At 65.1% G+C, this 22,687-nt stretch carries 18 protein-coding genes; 5 read left to right on the forward strand and 13 right to left on the reverse strand.

The features are described 5' to 3' along the window. On the forward strand, positions 1–1,638 hold the full coding sequence (locus KXR83_RS08220) for an ABC-F family ATP-binding cassette domain-containing protein (protein WP_437424475.1): 1,638 nt from the start codon (positions 1–3) through the stop codon (positions 1,636–1,638). 64 nt (positions 1,639–1,702) lie between these two features. Further along, on the forward strand, positions 1,703–3,211 hold the full coding sequence (locus KXR83_RS08225) for a glutamate-cysteine ligase family protein (RefSeq protein WP_437424398.1): 1,509 nt from the start codon (positions 1,703–1,705) through the stop codon (positions 3,209–3,211). A gap of 36 nt (positions 3,212–3,247) precedes the next feature. Here the strand turns inward: KXR83_RS08225 and KXR83_RS08230 are convergent, their stop codons facing one another. Then, positions 3,248–4,096: a phytanoyl-CoA dioxygenase family protein gene (locus KXR83_RS08230; protein ID WP_437424399.1), complete on the reverse strand. Its 849-nt coding sequence runs from the start codon at positions 4,094–4,096 to the stop codon at positions 3,248–3,250. 213 nt (positions 4,097–4,309) lie between these two features. Here KXR83_RS08230 and KXR83_RS08235 point away from each other — a divergent pair, with 213 nt between their 5' ends. Beyond that, positions 4,310–5,341 carry an NAD-dependent epimerase/dehydratase family protein gene (locus KXR83_RS08235; RefSeq protein ID WP_437424400.1) on the forward strand — a complete coding sequence of 344 codons (1,032 nt, stop codon included), beginning with the start codon at positions 4,310–4,312 and terminating at the stop codon, positions 5,339–5,341. 18 nt (positions 5,342–5,359) lie between these two features. Here the strand turns inward: KXR83_RS08235 and KXR83_RS08240 are convergent, their stop codons facing one another. The 4 genes from KXR83_RS08240 to purL form a co-directional block, all read right to left on the reverse strand. Further along, on the reverse strand, positions 5,360–6,439 hold the full coding sequence (locus KXR83_RS08240; RefSeq protein ID WP_437424401.1) for an NAD(P)H-dependent amine dehydrogenase family protein: 1,080 nt from the start codon (positions 6,437–6,439) through the stop codon (positions 5,360–5,362). Positions 6,440–6,573: 134 nt separating this feature from the next. Continuing rightward, positions 6,574–7,851: an MFS transporter gene (locus tag KXR83_RS08245; RefSeq protein WP_437424402.1), complete on the reverse strand. Its 1,278-nt coding sequence runs from the start codon at positions 7,849–7,851 to the stop codon at positions 6,574–6,576. Positions 7,852–7,853: 2 nt separating this feature from the next. Then, positions 7,854–8,330 carry a MarR family winged helix-turn-helix transcriptional regulator gene (locus KXR83_RS08250; protein WP_437424403.1) on the reverse strand — a complete coding sequence of 159 codons (477 nt, stop codon included), beginning with the start codon at positions 8,328–8,330 and terminating at the stop codon, positions 7,854–7,856. 123 nt (positions 8,331–8,453) lie between these two features. Further along, positions 8,454–10,733: a phosphoribosylformylglycinamidine synthase subunit PurL gene (purL, locus tag KXR83_RS08255; RefSeq protein ID WP_437424404.1), complete on the reverse strand. Its 2,280-nt coding sequence runs from the start codon at positions 10,731–10,733 to the stop codon at positions 8,454–8,456. Between the two features lie 151 nt (positions 10,734–10,884). Here purL and eccA point away from each other — a divergent pair, with 151 nt between their 5' ends. After that, positions 10,885–12,717 carry a type VII secretion AAA-ATPase EccA gene (gene eccA, locus KXR83_RS08260; protein ID WP_437424405.1) on the forward strand — a complete coding sequence of 611 codons (1,833 nt, stop codon included), beginning with the start codon at positions 10,885–10,887 and terminating at the stop codon, positions 12,715–12,717. Between the two features lie 17 nt (positions 12,718–12,734). On the opposite strand, the gene KXR83_RS08265 is transcribed toward eccA, so the two are convergent. From KXR83_RS08265 to cysD, 3 genes are read right to left on the reverse strand one after another with little or no spacing between them, the layout of a single operon-like run. Next, positions 12,735–13,505, reverse strand: a complete 771-nt coding sequence (locus KXR83_RS08265) for a 3'(2'),5'-bisphosphate nucleotidase CysQ (RefSeq protein WP_437424406.1) — start codon at positions 13,503–13,505, stop codon at positions 12,735–12,737. Beyond that, a complete protein-coding gene (gene cysC / locus KXR83_RS08270; protein ID WP_437424407.1) occupies positions 13,502–15,385 on the reverse strand; it encodes an adenylyl-sulfate kinase in 1,884 nt (627 codons plus the stop codon). The genes KXR83_RS08265 and cysC overlap by 4 nt, the downstream gene beginning before the upstream one ends. Beyond that, complete coding sequence (gene cysD, locus KXR83_RS08275) at positions 15,385–16,299, reverse strand: sulfate adenylyltransferase subunit CysD (RefSeq protein WP_437424408.1); 915 nt, start codon at positions 16,297–16,299, stop codon at positions 15,385–15,387. Before cysD ends, cysC begins: the two co-directional genes overlap by 1 nt. Before the next feature lie 74 nt (positions 16,300–16,373). On the opposite strand from cysD, the gene KXR83_RS08280 reads away from it, so the two are divergent. Continuing rightward, positions 16,374–17,252, forward strand: coding sequence for an IclR family transcriptional regulator (locus KXR83_RS08280; protein WP_437424409.1), 879 nt, complete (start codon positions 16,374–16,376; stop codon positions 17,250–17,252). Between the two features lie 40 nt (positions 17,253–17,292). Here KXR83_RS08280 and KXR83_RS08285 read toward each other — a convergent pair whose 3' ends face one another. From KXR83_RS08285 to KXR83_RS08305, 5 genes are all read right to left on the reverse strand, one after another. Then, the gene (locus KXR83_RS08285) at positions 17,293–17,934 is read right to left on the reverse strand and encodes a TetR/AcrR family transcriptional regulator (protein ID WP_437424410.1); all 642 of its coding nucleotides are present in this window, start codon (positions 17,932–17,934) and stop codon (positions 17,293–17,295) included. Positions 17,935–17,942: 8 nt separating this feature from the next. Continuing rightward, a complete protein-coding gene (locus KXR83_RS08290) occupies positions 17,943–19,415 on the reverse strand; it encodes an MFS transporter (RefSeq protein ID WP_437424411.1) in 1,473 nt (490 codons plus the stop codon). A gap of 131 nt (positions 19,416–19,546) precedes the next feature. Beyond that, positions 19,547–20,683 (reverse strand): sulfotransferase family protein, encoded by a 1,137-nt coding sequence (locus KXR83_RS08295; protein ID WP_437424412.1) that lies wholly within the window; start codon positions 20,681–20,683, stop codon positions 19,547–19,549. A gap of 8 nt (positions 20,684–20,691) precedes the next feature. Further along, a complete protein-coding gene (locus KXR83_RS08300) occupies positions 20,692–21,489 on the reverse strand; it encodes an SDR family oxidoreductase (RefSeq protein ID WP_437424413.1) in 798 nt (265 codons plus the stop codon). Beyond that, positions 21,486–22,673, reverse strand: a complete 1,188-nt coding sequence (locus KXR83_RS08305; RefSeq protein WP_437424414.1) for a hypothetical protein — start codon at positions 22,671–22,673, stop codon at positions 21,486–21,488. The genes KXR83_RS08300 and KXR83_RS08305 overlap by 4 nt, the downstream gene beginning before the upstream one ends. Positions 22,674–22,687 lie beyond the last annotated feature (14 nt).

Consider the following 22,687-nt stretch of genomic DNA (forward strand, 5'->3'; position numbering starts at 1 on the left):
ATCAGCGCCACCCTGCATGCCGCCGGACTGTCCGCAGGTCACGGTGAGCGGACGTTGTTCTCCGATCTGGATCTGACCGTTGCGGAGGGTGACGTCTTCGGGTTGGTCGGCGCCAACGGTGCCGGCAAGTCGACGCTCCTCACGCTGCTCGCCGGCCAGGGCACAGCCGACTTCGACGGCACCATCACGCTCAGTCCCCCGGATGCCGAGGTCGGCTACCTGGCCCAGGAGGCCGAGTTCGTCTCCGGGGAGTCGGTCCGGCACTTCCTGTGCCGCAGGGTGGGGGTGGCGCAGGCGCAATCGGCGATGGACGAGGCCGCCGCCGCGCTGGCGGACGGCGGCGACGACCTGTATTCGCCGGCACTCGAACGCTGGCTGCACCTGGGTGGGGCGGACTTCGACGAGCGCGCCGAACAGGTCACCTCGGAGCTGGGCCTGACGATCGACCTGGACGCACCGATGACCACCCTGTCGGGTGGACAGGTGGCCAGGGTCGGACTGGCCGCGTTGTTGTTGTCCCGCTACGACATCCTCCTTCTCGACGAACCGACCAACGACCTCGACCTCGACGGGCTCGATCAACTCGAGAACTTCGTGCGCGGTGCTCGCACACCGCTGGTGATCGTCAGCCACGACAGGGAGTTCCTGGCCCGGACCGTCACGGGCATCATCGAACTGGACCTCGCCCAGCAGCAGGTGTCGGTGTATTCCGGCGGTTACGAAGCGTTCCTCGTCGAACGCGAGGTGGCCCGTCAGCATGCGCGCGACGCGTACGACCAATACGCCGACACCAAGAGCGCGTTGACCGAACGTGCACAGATGCAGCGCGGCTGGATGGAGCACGGTGTGCGCAACGCGCGCCGTAAGTCCAAGGACAACGACAAGATGGGTCGCGCGGTCCGGTTGGAGTCCACCGAGAAGCAGGCGGCCAAGGCCAGGCAGACGCAGCGCCGCATCGAACGCCTCGACGAGGTGGCCGAACCCCGGAAAGAGTGGGAGCTGCGGATGGAGATCGCCACCGCTCCACGGTCGGGCACCGTGGTGGCCACCCTCAACGACGCGGCTGTCATCCGCGACGGCTTCACCCTCGGACCCATCAGCACGCAGGTCGATGTCGGCGACCGCATCGTGATCACCGGCGCCAATGGTTCCGGCAAATCAACGCTTCTCGGGCTGCTACTGGGCACCGTCATGCCGGATCAGGGCACGGCTGCACTGGGCGCGGGGGTCCTCGTGGGTGAGGTGGATCAGGCGCGTGCGCTGTTCACCGGCGAGACCCCGCTGGCCGACGCCTTCGCCCTGCAGGTTCCCGACCTCACCGAGGCCGATGTGCGCACCCTTCTCGCCAAATTCGGTCTGCGCGGCCACCACGTGACGCGGCCGGCCGATTCGCTGTCGCCCGGCGAACGCACCCGCGCCGCCCTGGCGTTGTTGCAGGCCCGTGGGGTGAACCTGCTGGTGCTCGACGAACCGACCAACCACCTGGACCTACCGGCCATCGAGCAGCTGGAGCAGGCCGTCGAGTCGTTCTCCGGGACAGTCCTGTTGGTCACGCACGACAGACGGATGCTGGCCACGGTGCGCTCGACCCGCAAATGGCGACTGGACGCGGGCCGGTTGTCAGAGACCCTGGCCTGACCGGCAGTTCTGCACAGGGCCCGTCGACGAGAACGTCGCAGGAAGTCCGTGACACCATGAGTGAATGGGCACGGATGTGAACACCCAAGAGTTCAGCCGCGAGGACCGCCGACTGTTCCGCGAACAGGTTGGGCGATGCACCGAGGCTGTTGCCCGGATGCTCGCAGATGGACTCTTCACCGATCAGGGCAATCCGCCGGAGCCATTGCTCGGCATGGAGGTCGAACTCAATCTGGTCGACCTGGCGATGAACCCGGCGATGTCGAATGCCACTGTGCTCGAGGCGATCGCCGACCCCGACTACCAAACCGAGTTGGGCCAGTTCAACATCGAGATCAACGTGTCACCCCGCCCATTCGTCGGCGGCGACACCGTGTCGCTGGAGCAGGCTCTGCGCGATTCACTCAACCGCGCAGAGGAACGCGCGGCAGGCACCGACAACCACCTGGTGATGATCGGCATGCTGCCGACGTTGCGCCAGGAACACTTTGCGCATCAATGGATTTCGGCCAATCCCCGGTACGACCTGCTGAACCAGCAGATCTTTGCCGCCCGCGGCGAAGACATCGAACTCGACATCACCGGAGTCCCGCTGACCCCGGGTGGCGAATCCGAACGGCTACACACCTCGATCGACTCGATCTTGCCCGAGGCGGCATGTACGTCACTGCAGCTGCATCTGCGGGTGGCACCTGAGGATTTCGCGGATCACTGGAACGCGGCGCAGGCCATCGCAGGTGTTCAGGTGGCCCTGGCAGGCAATTCGCCTTTCCTGGCGGGCCGCTCACTCTGGCATGAAAGCCGCATCCCGGTGTTCCAGCAGGCCACCGACACCAGGCCACAAGAACTCATCAATCAGGGCGTCCGCCCGCGCGTGTGGTTCGGAGAGCGTTGGATCACAACGATTTTCGACCTCTTCGAAGAGAACACCCGGTACTTCCCGTCGCTGCTGCCGGTGGTCTCCGACGAGGATCCACTCGAACAGCTCGAGGCGGGGACCATCCCGGAACTCACAGAGCTGCGTATGCACAACGGCACCGTCTACCGCTGGAACCGCCCGGTGTACGACGTGGTCGACGGCCACGCACATCTGCGCATCGAGAACCGGGTGTTGCCTGCAGGACCGACCGTTGTCGACATCATGGCCAATGCTTCGTTCTATTACGGCGTGCTGCGTGGCCTGGTCGACGCCGAGCGGCCACTGTGGTCGCAGATGTCGTTTGATGCCGCGGCCGAGAATTTGCAGGCGGCATCACGTGACGGGATCGACTCGCAACTGTATTGGCCGACGCTCGGCTGGGTACGACCCGACGAGCTCGTGCTGCGAAAGTTGTTGCCGCTGGCCGATGAAGGGCTTCAGGCGTTCGGTGTGGGCGCCGACGCCCGCGACCGCTATCTCTCGGTCATCGAGGGACGTGCCCTCAACCGGCAGACCGGCTCGGTGTGGCAACGTGCCTCGGTGCATGCACGCGAGCAGGCCGGCGACAGCCGCGAGGTGGCGCTGGCTGGGATGCTGCGCGACTACATCGATCGCATGCACGACGGCGCCCCGGTCCACACCTGGGATCTGTAACGGCCGCGGCCGGCCCGCGACTCTCGGTCGCGTTGTCTACCGTGCCGCGTTCTTGATGAATTCCTCCACGCCCGCAGCAGGTTTCACGCCGCCGAAGTAACCGCCACGCACGTGCCTGCGGAGTGCGGCATCGTCGGTGGCGCGGGCTGCGGAGTGCCACAGATAGGCGTCGTGCAAGATGATGTCGCCGCGTTCGGCGTAGACGCCCACCTCACCGCGGATCTTCTCGAATCCGAGGGGCATCTCGAACGGTGGTGTGCGGTCGGTACGCCCGCCCGAGGGTCGCGCCGTCGACGGCACCGACACCCCGTTGGCATTGCGATACGGCGCAGGGGTCGCCCACAGGTGACTGCCCGGCACCACCCGCAGGAATCCGTTCGCCGGGCTGGTGCCGTCGATGTGCACGGTGAAGGCGGTACTCGGCCAGACATCCAGGCTGGGGCTCGCCTGCCAGTCGGAGTGCCAGCCGATGCGCGTGTAACCCGATTCCCTTCCGGGCCGGGCATCTTGGTACACCACACCGTTCTGTTCGTGGGCCCGGATCCAACATGATTCCCCGACAAGCTGTTTCATGATGTTGGTCAGCACGGGGTCGGTGATCGCGGCGTCGACCGCCGGCGACAGCTCGCTGATGTACTCCACGTAGTTGGCGAACTTGTCGGCCTTGGCCGCCTCATCGAGGAACACCGTCGAGCCGTAGCGGTCGTCGAGTTCGCCGGACACCACCTTGCGCTGGGCGTCCACGCACTCCGCTTCGATGGCGGCGGTATCGGCTTCGGCGAGCATTCCCCGCAACACGACGTAGCCGTGCATGTCGTAGAACCAGAGGAGACCCTCGATGTCGTCGGGTCCGTATACGCCGGGGCCTGCGGTCACAATTGTCATTCACCAGACGTTAGCCCTGGTCAGGAGTTCTCTCAGGGCGAGCGCGTCTTGCCGGCGAAGTTGTCACGTGGTCTTAATACGAGCCCGTGACCAGTCCCCTCACCCACGCGACGTAACTGGACGGTTCATCAAAACTAGAACATGTTCTAGTCTGGTGCCGAACCGCCGGGGAGTGGCCTGAAGCCGAGCCCGGCCACAACGAAAGTGATCGTCATGAAAGCAGCAGTCACCGGAGCCGCAGGATTTGTGGGCCGCAATCTCGTCGACCGTCTGGTCGCCGGCGGTCATTCCGTCGTCGCCATCGACAGGCACCACCCCGTCGATGTTGCCGACCACGGCGCAGTCACCTGGGTGAGCGCCGACATCCTCGATCCCGAGTCGATCACCCAGGCACTGACCGGAGTGGACGTGGTGTTCCACCTGGTCGCGGTGATCACGCTGCGCCACACCGACGACAACGCCTGGCGGATCAACACCGAAGGCGTCCGCAACGTCGCAGAAGCAGCCCTGGCCGTCGGCGCCCGGCGCATGGTGCACTGCAGTTCGATCCACTCGTTCGACCAGTACACCTGCGGTGGTGTCATCGACGAGACATCGAGCCGGTCGGACAACGCCGAGCTGCCGGTCTACGACAGGTCGAAATGGGCAGGTGAACAGGAGCTGCGCAAGGTCATCGACCGCGGACTGGACGGGGTGATCTGCAACCCGACCGCCGTGATCGGCCCGGTGGACCACACCCCGTTCTCGCGCATCAACGGGATGTTGCTGGATTCGGCGCGGGGCCGCGTGCCCGCACTGGTCACCGGAGGATTCGATCTCATCGACGTGCGTGATGTGGCGGCCGGCCTGATCGCCGCGGCCGAGCACGGCCGGACCGGTGAGAATTATCTGCTCACCGGGCAAATGGTCACCATGCTCGAGGCGTTCCAGATGGTCGCCCGAGAAGCAGGGCGTCGCGGACCGGCATTCGCGTTCCCGATGAGCATGGTGAAGGCCATCCTGCCGGTCGCCGAGCCCATCTGCCGACTCTTCAAATCCGATCTGATGTCGAAGGCGGCGCTCGGGGCCCTCGAAGCCTCCCCGGTGGTCGATGGCACCAAGGCCCGCACCGAGCTCGGCCACTCGCCGCGGCCGGTCGACGAGACGATGCGTGACTTCGTGACCTTCATGGTGGCCGAGGGACAGCTCAAGGTCGCCGGGAGCAAGGCTTCGGCCGACACCGCCGCCACACCGGCGGCCATCTGATGGTCGCCGGTGGTCACCTCAGTCCTTGGTGACCAATCCACGGCCGGTGATCTGCGGGAGGTCCAACGCGGTCAGCAGACCGGGCTGGGCCTCCACCACAGCCTGCACTGCGTTCACCAAACGCATTGCGGTGACCAGCATTCCGGAATCGTTGTGATCGCCGTTCTCGCCGTGGTGCACGAAGTCGACCGTCATCACCGGATCGCCGGTGATCTCGATGCGGTAGCAACCGTCGCCGTGACTGGGGATCGGCCACTCGGGTTGGGCATCGGCCTTGGTGCGGGTGACGTGTTCGAGAATGATGCGCTCGGATCCGTTGACGGTGCCGATCACCTCGAACCGCACCGCAGCCATCGTCCCCTTGGCGATGTGGCAGGAAGCGATGTCGTAGTCCTCTTCGGCAGGTCGTCGGTCGATTCGCTCCACGAGGGGCTCATCCAGGGTGAGGTCGAGACCGGCAGCCAGTTGCCGCACGACGGGACCCCACGCCAACGACAACACCCCCGGCATCCAGAGCATCGACTGGTGGTCCATGGGTTTACCGAAACCGAACAGCTCGGTCATCGTCATCGGCTGGTAATACGTGGAGTAATCGGCGATCTCGGCCACTCGCAGTTCGTCGATCCGCTTGGACAACGACGTCATCGCCAGCGGCAGGACGTCGTTGGCGAAACCCGGATCGATGCCGTTCACGTGGAGGCTGGCATTGCCCGCTCGTGCTGCGGCTCGGATGCGCTCGTTGAAGTCGTCGGGGAACACACCGTCCGGATAGACCAGCGCGACCGGTCCGGACGAGACCACGTTGACTCCCGCTTCGAGGAAGCTGATCAGGTCGTCGACCGATTCCATGATGCGGTCGTCGGTCATGGCGCCGTGAACGATGCAGTCGGGGCGCAGCGCCAGTAGTTCTTCTTTGTCTCCGCTGGCGGCGATCCCCAGTTCGCGACCCAGGCCGGCGAGCTCGCCGACGTCCTTGCCGACCTTGTCGGGATTCGACACCCAGACCCCGACGAGTTCGAGTTCGGGGCGGGCGAGCACACCCGCTATCGCCAGCTTCCCGATCGTGCCGGTTGACCAGACCACTACACGTAACGCCACTTCATGACCTCCAGGACAGAAACTAGAACACGTTTCACCCTAGACCCCGCCCACCCCGAAAGTGGTGGGTTTCGGTGAGCAAACCTGCTGGTCGCCGTCCCCGAAACCCACCACTTTCGGAGGGTGGAAGACGACTACATCTCTTCGGCGCCCACCAGCGCGGCTTCTTCGAGACGGCGTTCGGTGGCGGCAGCGGGCTCGGGCTCCGATTGCGTCCCCACCACTGCGATGGCGGCGACCGCGATCACGCTGTAGCCCACGGCAAACCAGTAGGGGGCTGCGTCGGTGCCGAACCACTCCGCGAGATGGGCCACCAACAGCGCCGACACCGCCGCACCCATCCAGCGCAAGAAGTTGTATCCGGCACTCGACACCGACCGCGGACCGGTTCCAGCCGCCATCGCCATGCCGGTCAGCGCAGTGTTCAGCACACCGGACGGGATCCCCGAGACGATGATCGCGGCCATCACCAACGGCTTGAGGTCACCGGCCGTTCCGATGGCCGCAACAGCCATCACGATGCCGAAGACACCAACAGCAGTGGTCACGCCGAGCCGCTCGCCGAGGGCCTCGACCACCCGGGGTGCGAGCGTCACGCCGCTGAGCGCGACGCAGAGGCCCCATCCGACAAACACCAGCCCCAGGAAGATCGGCCGCATGTCCAGAACGATCGGCGCCCAGGCGATCACGGTGAAGAATCCGGCCGTATAGAACGCCGAGCCGATACCTGTCACCAGAAGCCTACGATTTCGCAACGCACGCAACGGGTCTGCGATACCCACCTTGGGACGCGCTGTGGCCGGACCATCCTTCGACAGCTTCATCGCGCAGAGCAAGGCGCCGATCGCCATGAGGACCGCCGTACCGGCAAAGGGGGCGCGCCACGTCCATTCGCCGAGAATTGCACCGAGCAGCGGCCCGACCGCAAGCCCGACCCCGAGGGCTGCCTCGTAGAGCAGTATCGCACCGTGTTGACCGCCGCGGGCCGATCCCACGATGAAGGCGAGTGCTGTCGCCATGAACAGGGCGTTGCCCAACCCCCACGCCACCCGCAGGGCGATCAGCTCGCCGATTCCGTTGGCGGTTGCCGAAATACCCGCTGCGACAACGATGAAGGCGAGCCCGGCGATGAGTGTGCGTTTCGGCCCGAAGCGGTACGAGCTGTATCCGGTGATCAGCATCGCGAACACCTGCACACCCATGTACACCGCGAACAGCAGAGTGACCTGGTCGGCGCCTGCATCGAGTTGCTTGGCGATCTCCGGCAGAATCGGGTCTACGAGACCGATACCCATGAATGCGATGACGGCGGCGAATGCCGTGGCCCACACCGCAACCGGCTGCCCGCGAACTGCGTCCAGAAATCCGTGGTGTTCAGCAACCTGTGACGAATCAGCTTGCCCTGTTGTCATGTTCACTCCTCTTCTGAAATCGTGAGGGCACTCGACTCATCGAGACTCTCCAGTTGTGCGCGCAGCGACCTCAACGCAGGGACAGCGGCTCGAAGGGCCCGCAGTTCGTCGTCGGTCATGCCAGCCATCGCTCGGGCGAGCACCTCGTTGCGCGCCGACTGCAACTGCGTCATCTCACGCCGCCCGTTGTCGGTGATGCTCACCTGCACCGCCCGACGGTCATCAGGATCAGGGTCGCGACGTAACAGGCCATGCCCGACCAGCACATCAACAGCTGCTGTCACCGTCGGCATCCGCACTCCCTCGCGGCGGGCGAGTTCTCCCATCCGCATCGGGCCGTGCTCTGCCAGGGTCGCCAGGGTGGAGCCCTGTGCAGCGGTGTATTCGCCGAACGGCGACCGCCGGCGAATCGTCAGATACACCCGGGCCATCGTCGGGCGGATGGCGTCGGCCAGGTTGGTCAGCTCATTGTCGAACACTTAGCAAGGGTAATACTTAGGACCTCGAACTATCAAGGCTAACCGATCCCCCACTCCCCCATTTTGGTGGGTTAAGGCGACCGAAACCGCAGGTCGCGGTCGCCGGAACCCACCAAAATTGGGCTAGCCGAAAAGGGCCGGAAGCGTTGCTTCGAAGGTCTCGCGCAGTTCGGTCAGCGGGATCGAGAACTGATCCTGGATCTCGACCGAATCGCTGCCCTGATCCACCACCCCGATGCGGGTCCACGGCATCTGCCGCGCGTCGAGCATGCCGGTGAACCGGGTCTCCTCGGTCCGTGGCACCGCGACCAGAACTCGGCCCGACGACTCGGAGAACAGCCACACGAACGGGTCGGCGCCTTCGGGAAGCAAGATCCGGCAACCGGTTTCGCCCGCGAGTGCGCCCTCGACGACGGCCTGCGCGAGGCCACCCTCGGACAGGTCGTGCGCAGCGGACACCAGGCCATCGCGCGACGCTGCGGTGAGGATGTCCGCCAGCAGACGTTCACGCTCGAGGTCGACAGCAGGCGGCGTGCCACCGAGGTGGTCGTGCACCACCTGCGACCAGATCGACCCGTCGAACTCGTCGTGGGTCTCGCCGAGCAGGATCAAGGTCTCGCCCGGCTCGGTACCGAAACCGGTCGGGATGCGACGACGCACGTCGTCGATCACACCGAGTACCCCGACGACCGGCGTCGGCAGGATGGGCGTTGCACCGGTCTGGTTGTAGAAACTCACGTTTCCGCCGGTGACCGGGATGCCCAATTGCGCACAGCCGTCAGCTAATCCGCGCACGGCCTGCTGGAACTGCCACATGACGGCCGGGTCCTCGGGCGACCCGAAGTTCAGGCAGTTGGTGACGGCCTTCGGGGTCGCGCCGCTGACGGCGACGTTGCGGTATGCCTCGGCCAACGCGAGCTGCGCGCCGCGATAGGGATCGAGGTAGGTGTAGCGCCCCGATGCGTCGGTGGACAGCGCGATACCGCGGCCCGACGACTCGTCGATCCGGATCATTCCCGAGTCCGCATGTTCGGCCAACACCGTGTTGCCCCGCACGTAGCGGTCGTACTGCTCGGTGATGAAGCGGCGGCTGCACAACGCGGGCGACGAGATCATCTGCAGCAAGGTCGAGCGCAGTTCGTCGGCGGTTGCCGGACGCGTCAAGTCCTTTGTGGTGGACGCGATCACGTCGTCCTGCCAGTCCGGACGGGCAAGCGGGCGGTTGTAGACCGGACCCTCGTGCGCCACCGTGCGCGGCGGTACATCGACAACGGTCGCGCCGTGCCAGGTGATCTCGAGGTGCTCACCGTCGGTGACCTCGCCGATCACCGTCGCCAGCACATCCCACTTGGCGCACACCTTCATGAACGCGTCGACGTTCTCCGGCGCCACCACGGCACACATGCGTTCCTGCGACTCGCTCGAGAGCACCTCGGCCGGGGTCATCCCGGTGGCCCTCATCGGTACCTTCTCCAGCTCGATGCGCATCCCGCCGTCACCGGCAGCAGCCAATTCGGAGGTGGCACAAGACAATCCGGCGCCACCGAGGTCCTGGATGCCGATGACGATGCCCGCCTTGTACAGATCAAGACAACACTCGATCAGGACCTTCTCGGTGAAGGGATCGCCCACCTGCACCGCGGGCAGCTTCTTCGGGCGGCCACCGGCACTGTCGTCGAAGGTCTCCGACGCGAGCACCGACACTCCGCCGATCCCGTCGAGACCGGTGCGAGCACCGAACAGGATGATCTTGTTGCCCGCACCGGAGGCAAAGGCCAGGTGCAGATCCTCGACTCGCATGACGCCCGCGCACAGCGCATTCACCAACGGGTTCCCGGCGTACGACGCGTCGAACACCGTCTCACCGCCGATGTTCGGCAATCCCAGGGAGTTGCCGTAACCGCCGACACCACGCACCACGCCGTCGACCACCCGGCGGGTGTCCGGTGCGTCGGCGGCTCCGAACCGCAGCTGGTCCATGACCGCGATCGGGCGTGCACCCATGGCCATGATGTCGCGGACGATGCCGCCGACCCCGGTGGCCGCGCCCTGGTACGGCTCGACGTACGACGGATGGTTGTGCGATTCCACCTTGAAGGTGACAGCCCAGCCGTCGCCGATGTCGACCACACCGGCGTTCTCACCGATGCCCGCGAGCATCGAGGAGCGCATCTCGTCGGTGGTGGTCTCGCCAAAATACTTCAGATGCACCTTGGATGACTTGTACGAGCAATGCTCGGACCACATCACCGAATACATGGCCAGTTCGGCGGCGGTCGGCCGGCGGCCCAAGATCTCACGGATCCGCTGATACTCGTCGTCCTTGAGACCCAGCTCGCGAAACGGCTGGGGCTGGTCGGGGGTATCGGCGGCGACGGAAACGGTATCTACGTCTGCACTCACGGTGACAGTCTAGGCGGAGCCCGGCAGGCGGGGTGATCTCGTCCTCCTCGCGGTAGTGTCTCGGGCAGCGCAGCGGGAGTGGGAACTGTGCGCGGGGGGCCAGACCAGCTGATTCGTCGTTCGGCTGGTCGGTACACAGGGGGAAACGACCATGATCGACGCAGGGCAGTCACGCTCGTCTGCCGCCAAGGCACGCCAGTTGTTCGACTTCGCGGTCCGGTCGTCGGGGATACCGATCGACGGCGAACAGTATCCGGCCGACCCGGCCAAGGCCGCGCTCGCGTTCACCCGGGCCACCGAGTGGGCGCCGATGATGGCCGACGCATGGCTGGGGCGGGTGGCATCCGGAGACAACTCGGCCTCCGTAGTGCTCCAGCTGTACCGCAGCCGGGCGACGATCGGGGCCGAGCAGCGTCGGCTGGGACTTCCGCCGCGGACGTTGTCCGGCCGGTTCTCCACCGGCCTGTACATCGACTACCCGCTGGCAGACCGCACCGAGGCCATCGTGGCGTACGCGGCCACCCTGATCGCCGGCGCCGACTACCAAGGAGCCGAGGACGCCCTCGACGAGGCGGCCGATGAATGTGCCGGCCGGGGCCGGCCACCGATCGTGGACTACCTACGGGCCAGCCTGCACTTCCGCACCCAGCGCTGGACCGACGTGCTCACCGCACTGGCTCCGTCGAATACGTGGACGGACGAGTACATGAACGCCGGCGCCGATCTGATGGCCGGATCGGCGTGCGTGCAGATGGGCCTGTTCACCGAAGGTGTGCGACGGCTCGAAGCCGCGGCGAACGGGCCGATCCCAGCGGCGGCGACGGCGGCGATGTTCACCCACGGGCTGGCATTACGCGAACAGGGCATGGAGGCGCCTGCTCGCGAACAGTTCGAGGCCGTGTATTCCCGCGACCCCTCGTTCGCGGCCAACACCAAGGCCCTCTCGGATCAGCGTTTCCGATTGGTCATCACCACCGCCGAGGCGATCGACTCTCGTAGCGACCGCTGGGACCCGGCCACTGCAGCAGTGACGGTCGCGGCCTCTGCCTCTGCTCCGGACGACTCCGAGGGAAGTCTGCTCGCGGCGGCACAGGCCGAACTCGCCGAGCAGATCGGCCTCGAATCGGTCAAGAGCCAGGTGACCAAGCTGCAGTCGGCAGCCACCCTGGCAAAGATCCGATCGGACAAGGGTCTCGCGACCGGCCCACGCAGTCTGCACCTGGCATTCACCGGTCCACCCGGTACCGGCAAGACCACCATCTCGCGCATCGTCGCCAAGATCTATTGCGGGCTCGGTCTCATCAAAACCGATGCGGTGGTGCAGGTCTCACGTCGTGACCTGGTGGGCGAACACCTCGGTAGCACGGCCATCAAGACATCTGAGGTGATCGACCGCGCGATGGACGGCGTGCTGTTCATCGATGAGGCCTACACGCTGGTGCAGAGTGGCCTCTCCGGCGGCGACGCGTTCGGTCGCGAAGCCGTCGACACCTTGCTCGCGCGGATGGAAGACGACCGCGACCGGCTGGTGGTGATCATCGCCGGCTATGACGCAGAGATCGACCGGTTGCTCGCCGCGAACGAGGGAATGTCGTCACGGTTCTCCAAGCGCATCAGATTCGACTCCTACAGTCCCACCGAACTCATCCAGATCGCGGATCTTCTTGCCCGCAAGCGTGATTCGTTGCTGTCGGCGGAAGCGCTCCGGGAACTCGAGATGGCGTGCGCTCCCCTGTGTCATCAGATCGAGCTCGATGATTCCGGCCGTGAGCGTCGGATGATCGACCTTGCAGGCAACGGGCGCTTCGTCCGTAACGTGGTCGAGAGCGCCGAGGAAGAACGCGAACACCGGCTGACAAGCGGCACCATCGAACTCGCCGACCTCGACGACGACGCACTCATGCGCATCGAGGCCTCGGACATGCAGGCCGCTCTGGCCGGTGTGCTCGGCGGATTGCGGAGCGCACAAGGCCGGGCCCGGTAGGCCAGCCCCGCGAATCCTCAGCCTGCAGCTCGGGTCACATCCAAGATCGACTCGGCGAGTTCAGGCCTGCAGATGACAAGATCGGGTAGGTAGACGTCGCGCTGGTTGTACTCCAGCGACAGTCCGTCGGTTCGACTGCACCACAACCCTTGTGACTTCGCCACAGCCACCGGCGCGGCCGAGTCCCACTCGTACTGTCCACCGGCGTGCACGTACGCGTCGGCCTCACCCCGAACCACTGCCATCGCCTTGGCGCCTGCCGATCCCATCGGGAGCAGCTCACCACCGATGGCCGTGGCGACCGACTCGGCGAAAGCTGGAGGCCGCGAGCCGCTGATGACCACTCGCGGCTTGTCGCCCCGCGGTGTTCTCGCCAGACCGGTGGTGGGCGGCACCGGCGTCCCATCGTTGATGTAGGTGACGCCGAGCCCCGGCAGCGAGACCGCGCCGACCGTCAGCCCCAGGCCCTTTTCCCACAGTGCAACGTGCACAGCCCAATCGGTGTGGTCGTCCAGACCGTATTCCTTCGTGCCGTCCACCGGGTCGACGATCCACACACGGTCGGCATCGAGCCGGGACAGATCGTCGGCCGATTCCTCGGACAGCACGGAGTCGCCCGGCCGTTCCCGCGCGAGCGCGTCCAGTAGGAACTCGTTGGAGCGCAGGTCCCCGGCCTTGCCGAGTTCTTTGCCGTTCAGCGATGGGTCTTTTCGGAGTTCGACCAGCAGATTGCCGGCCTCGGTGGCAAGACGACCGGCAAGCTCTGCATCGGATGAGGTCACAGTCACACGCCCAGGTTACGGCGAATGGCCTCCGCGACGTCGGCAGGCGCACCGTCACCGGGGGTGATGACGACGTCCGCCGCTTCCGGCCGCTCATAGGGCGAACTGATGCCGGTGAAATGTGCGACCTCACCGCGACGTGCCTTCGCGTACAGCCCCTTCGGGTCGCGTTCCTCGCAAACCTCGAGCGGCGTGTCGACAAACACCTCGAAGAAGGGAAGGCCGCGCTCGGCATGGACCTCGCGCGCCCGCTCGCGTTCGGCGGCGAAAGGACTGATCAGCGAAACGATCGCGACCGCACCCGAGTCCGCGAACAGTGCCGCGACCTCGGCGGTGCGCCGGATGTTCTCCCGGCGATCGTCGTCACCGAACCCGAGATCGGAGTTCAGCCCGTGGCGGAGGTTGTCGCCGTCCATCAGATAGGCCGGACGGCCTTCGGCCACCATCGATCGTTCCAGTTCCGATGCGATCGACGACTTACCGGAGCCCGACAGCCCCGTCAACCAGATGGTCGCCCCACGATGGGAGCGCTGCTCCCTGGTCACCGACGAGCTGTGCCAGACCACGTGGGAGTCGTTGCTGACCGGCCCGTTGATCATCCCGGCGCCGACGGTCTTGTTCGTCGCCTCGTCCATCAAGATGAAGCTACCCGTGAAGCGATGCTGACGGTACGAGTCGAACATCATGGGCTGCTGGGTGCGCAGGCGGACGCGCCCGATCTCGTTGAGCCGCAACTCCTGTGGCCCCTCCTCGCGATGGAGGGAGTTGACGTCGAGCCGATAGGTGAGGTCGCCGATCACGGCCTTCGACTCGCGGGTCGAGCTCTGGATGGTGTAGCGGTTGCCCGGCTTCAACTCGGTGTCCTCGGAGAACCAGCACACCATCGCATCGATGTCGCGGCCTACGTACGGTCGATTGTTGGGGCGGGCAAGCATCTCTCCACGGGTGATGTCGATTTCGTCGGCGAGCGAGACGGACACGGCCATCGGCGCGAATGCCTCGTCGAGCTTGCTGCCGCCGGGGCCCCAGATCTCGGCCACGGTGGTGCTGAATCCACTGGGCAGCACCACCACTTCGTCGCCGGGCTTGAACGTTCCGCTGGCGATGGTTCCGGCGTAGCTGCGATGGTCCGATCCGTCGCTGACCTGAGGACGGATCACGTACTGCACCGGAAGTCGGGCGTCGATGAAATTGCGGTCCGAGGCGATGTGGACGTCTTCGAGGTGTCCGAGCAGCGAGGTCCCCCGATACCAGGGCATGTGTTCCGACGGATCGACCACGTTGTCCCCGAGCAGGGCCGACACCGGGATGAAGCTGAGGTCGGTCACGTTGAGTTTGCTGGCGAACGCGCTGAACTCGTCCTTGATCTCGGTGAATCGTTCTTCCGACCAATCCACCAGGTCCATCTTGTTCACACACAAGACGATGTGCGCGATGCCGAGCAACGACGACAGGAAAGCGTGCCTGCGGGTCTGCTCGAGCACACCTTTGCGGGCGTCGATGAGAACGAGTGCCACATCGGCGGTGGATGCCCCCGTCACCATGTTGCGGGTGTACTGCACATGCCCGGGGGTGTCGGCGATGATGAACTTGCGCTTGGGTGTTGCGAAGTACCGGTACGCCACGTCGATGGTGATGCCCTGCTCGCGCTCGGCACGAAGGCCATCGGTCAGCAGTGCGAGGTTGGCGTATTCGTCGCCTCGCTCGGAGCTGGTGCGCTCGATCGACTCCATCTGGTCGGTGAAGATGCTCTTCGAGTCGTACAGCAGCCGACCGATCAGTGTGGACTTGCCGTCGTCGACGCTTCCCGCAGTTGCCAACCGCAGCAACTCTTTCCGTCCGCGCCGCACGGGCTCGCCGATGATCAGCTCTTGGTCGACGGTCATCAGAAGTATCCTTCTTTCTTGCGATCTTCCATGCCGGACTCCGAGATTCGGTCGTCGGCTCGGGTTGCTCCGCGTTCGGTGAGTCTGGTGGCAGCCACTTCATCGATGACCTGCTCGACCGTGACGGCGTCACTGAGCACACATCCGGTGCACGTCGCGTCGCCGACCGTCCGGAACCGCACCTGCTCGGTGTGCACCGTCTCGCCGGGGGCGAGTTCCACATACGGCGTCTTGGCCAGCAGCATCCCGTCCCTGGGCACCACTTCGCGCCGATGGGCGTAGTAGATGCTCGGCAGTTCTATCTCCTCGGCGGCGATGTACTGCCAGATGTCGAGTTCGGTCCAGTTGCTCAGGGGGAACACCCGGATGTGCTCACCTTTGTTGTGGCGGCCGTTGTAGAGGTTCCACAATTCGGGCCGTTGCGCTCGTGGATCCCAGGCGCCGAACTCGTCTCGGAAGCTGAAGACCCGCTCCTTGGCGCGCGCCTTCTCCTCATCGCGTCGCGCGCCACCGAAGACGGCGTCGAAATTGTTCTCCCGGATCCCCCGCAGGAGCGATGTGGTCTGCAACCGGTTACGACTGGCACCGGGACCGGTCTGCTCCACCACCCGGCCGGCGTCGATGTCGTCCTGCACACTCGAAACCACCAGTCGGACACCGGTCTTCTCGACAACCCGATCCCGGTAGTCGATGACCTCGTCGAAATTGTGTCCGGTGTCCACATGCATGAGCGGGAAGGGAACGGGCGCAGGCCAGAACGCCTTGCGCGCCACGTGGAACATCACCACCGAGTCCTTGCCGCCGGAGAACAGCAGCACCGGCCGCTGTGCCGTCGCGGCGACCTCTCGGAAGATGTAGACCGATTCCGCCTCGAGCGCGGCCAGATGGGTGAGCTCGTACCCCGTTGTCAGCACCGTGAGAATCCTCTCGCGTCGTTCGCCTCGCCAGGACTTGACCTGTCGAATATCCGACACTAGTGTTTGAAAATATGACAGTGACGGTAAGCGACAGCATGCCTGCGGGTCAACCCTCGCCACCCACGCAACGTGTGGTCCGGGTGATCGAACTGCTGGCCGAACAGACCGGCGGCCGCCTGACGCTGGCGGAAATAGTCCGTCGCACAGGGTTTTCCAGAGCCACCGCCCACGCGGTGCTGACCCAACTCACCATCGACGGCTGGGTGTCGCGAGAAGACGGACAGTTCGCGATCGGCGCCGGTTTCGTCGCCTTGGCGCGGCAGGCCGAACGTGGCTATCCGTTGCGGCGCTTGGCAGCTCCGATGATCCATGAACTCGCTGCGGACCTCGACATGCCGGCGTTCCTCGCCGAACGCGTGGGTGAACAGATCACCGTCACAGAACTCGTCGGGGTACCGGACATGCATTGGATCAGGCCCGGCCGGCGCATCGCACTACGCCCACCAGTGTGCCGAGAGTTCGTCGCGTGGGCGCCTGAAGCCGAACGGCAGCAGTGGATCGACTCGGCACCGCCGGGTGCCCGCGACCGACTGCACGACGTGCTGGAAGTGATCTGCGATCGCGGGTATGCGGTGGAGCGCCTCACCGGTGATCACGCCGAGATGATCGACGCACTTGCGTCACTGCGTGATTCACCGGTCTCGGACACGGTGCGCTCACGGGTGGCGGGGCTGCTGGCCGAACTGACCACCATCGACTATCTGCCGGAGGAATCCGTCGGAGTTGTCGCCGTGGTCACGATCGGCGCCCCGATCATCGATTCCGAGGGCACCGTCATCGCGTCGATCGTCGTGTGCCCCAACCGCGAGATGAGCGCCGACGAGATGGCGCACCTGGGCACGTCGGTGGCCTCTGCTGCCGATCGCGTCGCCCACGCGCTCGCGCGCTGAATGCGGCTGTCGCGGCGCTCGACGTTCACGACGGGGCCGTTCAGCCGGCGAGTATCCGCATCTTCGCCAACGCCACCTCACGCTCGCCGACCGGAGGCTCCGACAGCTCCTCACCCCCTGGCCGCAGTCCGGCGATCACCAACGCCAGATGTCGCCGCCATGCCGTGTCACTGACACCGCGCGTGGTCTCGACGACGCCCCTGACCGCCCAGAAGACGAGGTCGAGGTCGGTGACGGTGACGTCGAGACGAATCCGTCCGGCATCTTGAGCAACGGCCAACAATTCGGCCAGGATCGTGCGGAACTCGTCTCTGAGCAACGCCGTGTGCTCGTCGTTCCACATCCGCGACACACAGCCGCGATGCGACGCCTGAATGGCACCGGTGTCGAACAGCAATTGTTCCAGACCAGAACCGTCGGTCACGTCACGCGCGGCCCTGGCCATCGCCACCAGATCGGTGAGCAACTGCCGTACGAGTTCACTGATCAATGCGTCCTTGGTGGGGAATCGCCGGTACAGCGTGCCCATCCCGACACCGGCCACCCGGGCGATCTCCTCGACCCCGGCATCGAGCCCGCGTTCGCTGAACACTTTTGCCGCTGCGTCCAGCAGTCGTCGTCGATTCTCCGCAGCGTCACGCCGCAGCACTTTCCCACCGTCCGCGGTGGCCTGCACACCCATGGCCGCCCTCATTCCGACTTGTCACCGGCGAGGGTACCGCCGGCAACCATCGCGAGTTCGGCGTGTGCGAGGTCTGCGGTCTCGTTCAATGCCGCCCCTCCACGTTTGACCGACGGGATGAAAAGGGTGGCAACAGCTCCCAGGCACACGGCGACCCCCAGCATGATGAAGCCGTGGGTGTAGCCCGATTCCTTGGGCAGTCCCGACGGTGTGGCGCCCGCGGTGACCACAGTCCCCATGAACGCTGCGCCCAGCGAACCGCCGATGGTTCTGATGTTGGCGTTCATGCCACTGGCGACTCCGGTCTGATGGGGTGGCACCGCCGCGACGACAACGTTTGCCATGGCGGAGAACGCAAGTCCCATACCGATACCCGACAGGCACATCGCGGCGAAGATGTCCGCTTCGCTGGAGTGACGGAACGCGACGAAGAAGTATCCGGCGGCGCTGACGAGAGTCCCCACCGTCAACAGGTTCTTCGAGCCGAAGCGAGCCGACAGGCGCCCGGCGCCGAGTCCGAGGATGAACATGAAGACCGAGCTGGGCAACATCATCAGGCCCGACTCACTGACCGATGCCCCGAATCCGTATCCCGCCGATGTCGGGGTCTGCACGAACTGCGGCAGGAATCCGAACCCGGCATACATCCCGATACCCATCATCAGCGCAACCAGGTTCGCGGCCCAGACGGTGCGCATCCGCATCATCTTCATGTCGATGAGCGGATTGGCCGATCGCGCTTCGGCCACGATCCACACCACCAGGAAGAACGCAGCGGTCACGAGCAATCCGACAACCTCGGGTGAGGTCCAGCCCCACTTGGGTGCCTGGCTGACACCGAGCAGCAGAGCCACCAGCCACGCTGACAGCAACAACGCGGTGACCCAGTTGACCCTGCCCGGGGCCCGGCCCTTCGACTCCGGGATGAAGACGTAGGCCGCCACACCCGCGATGGTGGTCATGATCAGCGGAATCCAGAACAGCCAGTGATAGGTGAGCACATCGACGATCGGCCCGGCCAGCACAACACCCAGACCGGCGCCCAGCGATGTCAGGGCCGCCACCATCCCGACAGCGCCGGGCACCTTCTTCTCGGGGAACTCGTCACGGATGATCCCGAAGGCCAAGGGCAGGACGCCGCCACCGACACCCTGGATCACACGCGCGACCACCATCACCGACAGCGACGCCGCCAGCGCAGCCAGCAACGAACCGATTCCCAGCGCGGCCAGCGCAACAACGAACAGCAGCTTCTTGCCGTACATGTCCCCGAGGCGACCCATGATCGGCGTGAACACCGACGCGGAGAGGAGGTAGGCGGTGAGCACCCAGGTCACGTCGGTCTGCGTCGTCCCGAGGGACACCTGGATCGTCGGCAGTACCGGTATCACCAGGGACTGCAGCAACGCGAACGCGGCCACGCCCACGGTGATCACGGTGAACGTGACCCGATAGTGCGTCCGCTTGGGTGCGATGTCCATACAGCTCCTGAGCTCGAACCGGAGAGACCACTCCGCATGCTGCTCTGAAGTTAGCACCACAAGCGGAGTCAAGACTCCGGATATCCACTCAGCGAGACACCGTCACCCGTCCACGACGAGCGACTGCCCGGTCAGGCGAAAGCCGCGTTCACCTCGGCCTCGGTGAGGCCGTAGTCCTCCAGGGAGTACTTGTGGACGGGTTTGCGGTCGCCCGACTTGCTCTCCTCGTCGAGTGCTCGCATCGCCGACGCCGCATCATCGGTGAGGTTCAGTCCGAATGTGCGGTAGATCGTTTCGACCGTGCCCATGGGGTCGGTGCGGAAGTCGCGGAAGTCGATGTCGATGAACTGATCCGGGTTGTACTTGGACCGTGCCGCATTGAAAGCGTGCAGCCCTCGTGACCACAACTCGAGTTGCGTCTTGCCGATCAGTTCACCCGTGAACACGGTCGACCATCCCTCGCCCGCATGCTCGGCAAGACTGCACATCGACGGGATGATCGTCGCGGGTGGCCGGTGGGTCTGGATGATCAACGCGTCCGGATAGACGGCCATCAATTCATCGAGCGCGAACAGATGACTGGGGTTCTTCAGCACCCAGCGACGCTCTGGCTGATTCAGCCCGATCAACTGGAGGTTCTTCTTGTGCCGCGTGTAAGCGTTGGTCCAGTCCTGCTTCTGCAGCCACTGGGAGTAGGTCGGGAGATACGACAGGGATTCGTAGGAGATCGACTTCATGGTCTGACGCAGCAACTGCCAGCACTCTTCGACGTCGGAGGCACTCATGTAGTGCAGCCCCATGAACTCCGGATTCTCCACGTGGTGCTGTTCGAGGCCGGCCTGGATCTGCTGGAAGACCGGGTTCGCCTCCCAGGTGTCACGCGGAGGCCGGGGCTGCGGGAACTCGGCAAGCCACATCTCCAGACCCTGGTGGCCCGGATCCGCGGTGAGCAGCCGGTGCAGGGCGGTTGTCCCGGTACGGGGCAACCCGGTGACGAAGATGGGGCGTTCCACCGGCGCGGAGACGTACTCGGGATTGGCTTTCCACGATGCCTCGCTGAGCAATCGGGCGACCAGCGCACCCCGGAGGAAGAAGCGGTTCATCTTGCTGCCGAGCTCGGTGAGTCCCGCATCGCGCTCGTACGACTCCAGCAGGACACCAAGAGCCTCGGTGTAGTCATCCTGACCGAAGTCGTCGAGCCCACACGCCTTCGTCGCCGAAGCATGCAGATCCTCGACCGTGCCCACATTCGTTCTCGGAATGGTCATCTCGCTCCTCAGGTGTGGTACTCGCCGCAGTTGACGTCCAGCGTCTGGCCGGTGATGGCGCTGGCCCAATCCGAGGCGAGGAACACCACCGCCCGAGCGATCTCATCGGGTTCGGGCAGACGTTTGAGGTCGGACTTGGACGCGGTCTGTTCGTAGACGGCCTCCGGCGTGATGTCGTACTTCTTGGCGACCTCACCGAAGTACCACTTCAGCTGGTCGTCCCAGATGTAACCGGGTAGCACGCTGTTGACACGAACGCCCTTGTCGCCCAACTCTGTGGCGAGAGTCTGCGACATGGCGAGCAGGGCCGCCTTGGCGAGTTTGTAGCTGCCGTAACGCGGCTCCGAGTGCCGCAGGACCATGGAATTGATCATCACCACAGAACCGGACACCTTGGCCAATTCGTCGGTGAAGGCCTTGGTCATGCGCAGGCCACCGAGGACCGTCAGGTCCAGGCTCGACCTGATGTGGTCGAAGTCGGTGCGTGCCAACGACTTCATCGAAGGCAGCGAGAAGGCATTGTTCACCAGGACGTCGACACGGCCGTACTCGGCAACCGTCGCCGCGACAAGGGAATCGACGGCCGCATCATCGGTGATGTCGGTGGGGACCTGCAACGCGATGCCGCCGGCGGCATCGATCTCCTTGGCCACCTCGGCGAGCCGGCTCTCGGTCCGGGCCGCGAGCACCACCTTGGCGCCGGCAGCAGCGGCCTGCACACTGATCGAGCGGCCGAGACCCGGCCCCACTCCCCCGACCACGACGACCTTGCCCTCGAGCAGGCCGGTGGACACGGTGGCGGTCATCCCAGCATCCTCTGCGCGAATCCGCGCTGGCGTGTGGCTATTCGCTCACGCCAGCCTGCCTCGTCGATGGTGTTGGACTCGAAGTGCGGCAGGTGGCCGGGCACGTCGGCCACGTTGACGATCGTGACGGTCGGACCGTCGGAATCGGTCAGCTCGCGGGCGACCCGCTGCCACCGGAACTGCGCGATACCCCGCTGTTTACCGGTTGTCTCGATCCAGTTGGCGATGCCCGGGTCCTGCTTGCTGACCACCAAGCGGATCATCCCGTCCGGATCCACCTGCGCCTGAGCAGAATTGAGGCTGGTCTGGTGATTGACGTAGTCCAGCGAGATGTACCACATACTGCCCAGCTGGAAACCCTGGTACGGCGCATCGGATTTCGGCACCGTGATCACCATCGCCTCGTCGTCGGCGAGGTCGTAGTGACCCACCGATGAGTACTGGGTGCTCAGCCCACCCGGCGTCAGCCGGGGCGCGGTCAATGTGTTCACCGGCAGATCCAGGTAGAACCACTTCGGAAAGTTGAACCAGGTGTTGATCCGCGACAGCAACATCTTGCCTGCCACCTGATAGCGGCGGGTGATCTGCGTGAGGTCGGGCTCCACCGGCGCGCTGCCCACGGTGTCGACCCGCTCGATCCGGATCTGTCCCTTTTCCTGCATCCAGTCGCTGTACACCTCACGCACCGCGAGCATCGACGATCCCTCACCGAGAACGAAGTAATTGGGCCCCGGGTCGGCCTTGGGCGGTCCGAAGCGGAGCGTGTAGGTCCCGTCCGCTTCGATCGTCAGCCGACGGTCGTCGAAGGCGTCGTCGCCGCCGGGAACGTCGGTCGCGGTGTAGTCACCCTTGAGAACCTGAAAGCTGAGATCGGCTGTGTTGCCGCGCTTTCCGGTGATCAGATACTCCGCGTCGGCCTGCACGTTGGCGTGGTAGTACAGCGTGTCGGGATTGTCCAGCCCCATCTTCGTGTAGGGGCCCGTGGACGTGACGAAGAACGGGTGGGTCTTGCCATACGCCCATGCCATCTGCAGGCTCGCGCGGATGCTACCGCCGAGGTAGTCGTATCCCTCGGCCAGATCCTGCTCGTTGCGGATGAAATCAGCTGAGGTGATCAGCTTCTCGGCGTCGGCGATGGCCGCGGCGAAGGGGGCGGTCACATCGTTCGTGACGGTTGTTGTCATCTCACTCCCTTGTG

The organism is Williamsia muralis, from assembly GCF_051487485.1.
In the GTDB taxonomy this organism is placed as follows: domain Bacteria; phylum Actinomycetota; class Actinomycetes; order Mycobacteriales; family Mycobacteriaceae; genus Williamsia; species Williamsia muralis_B.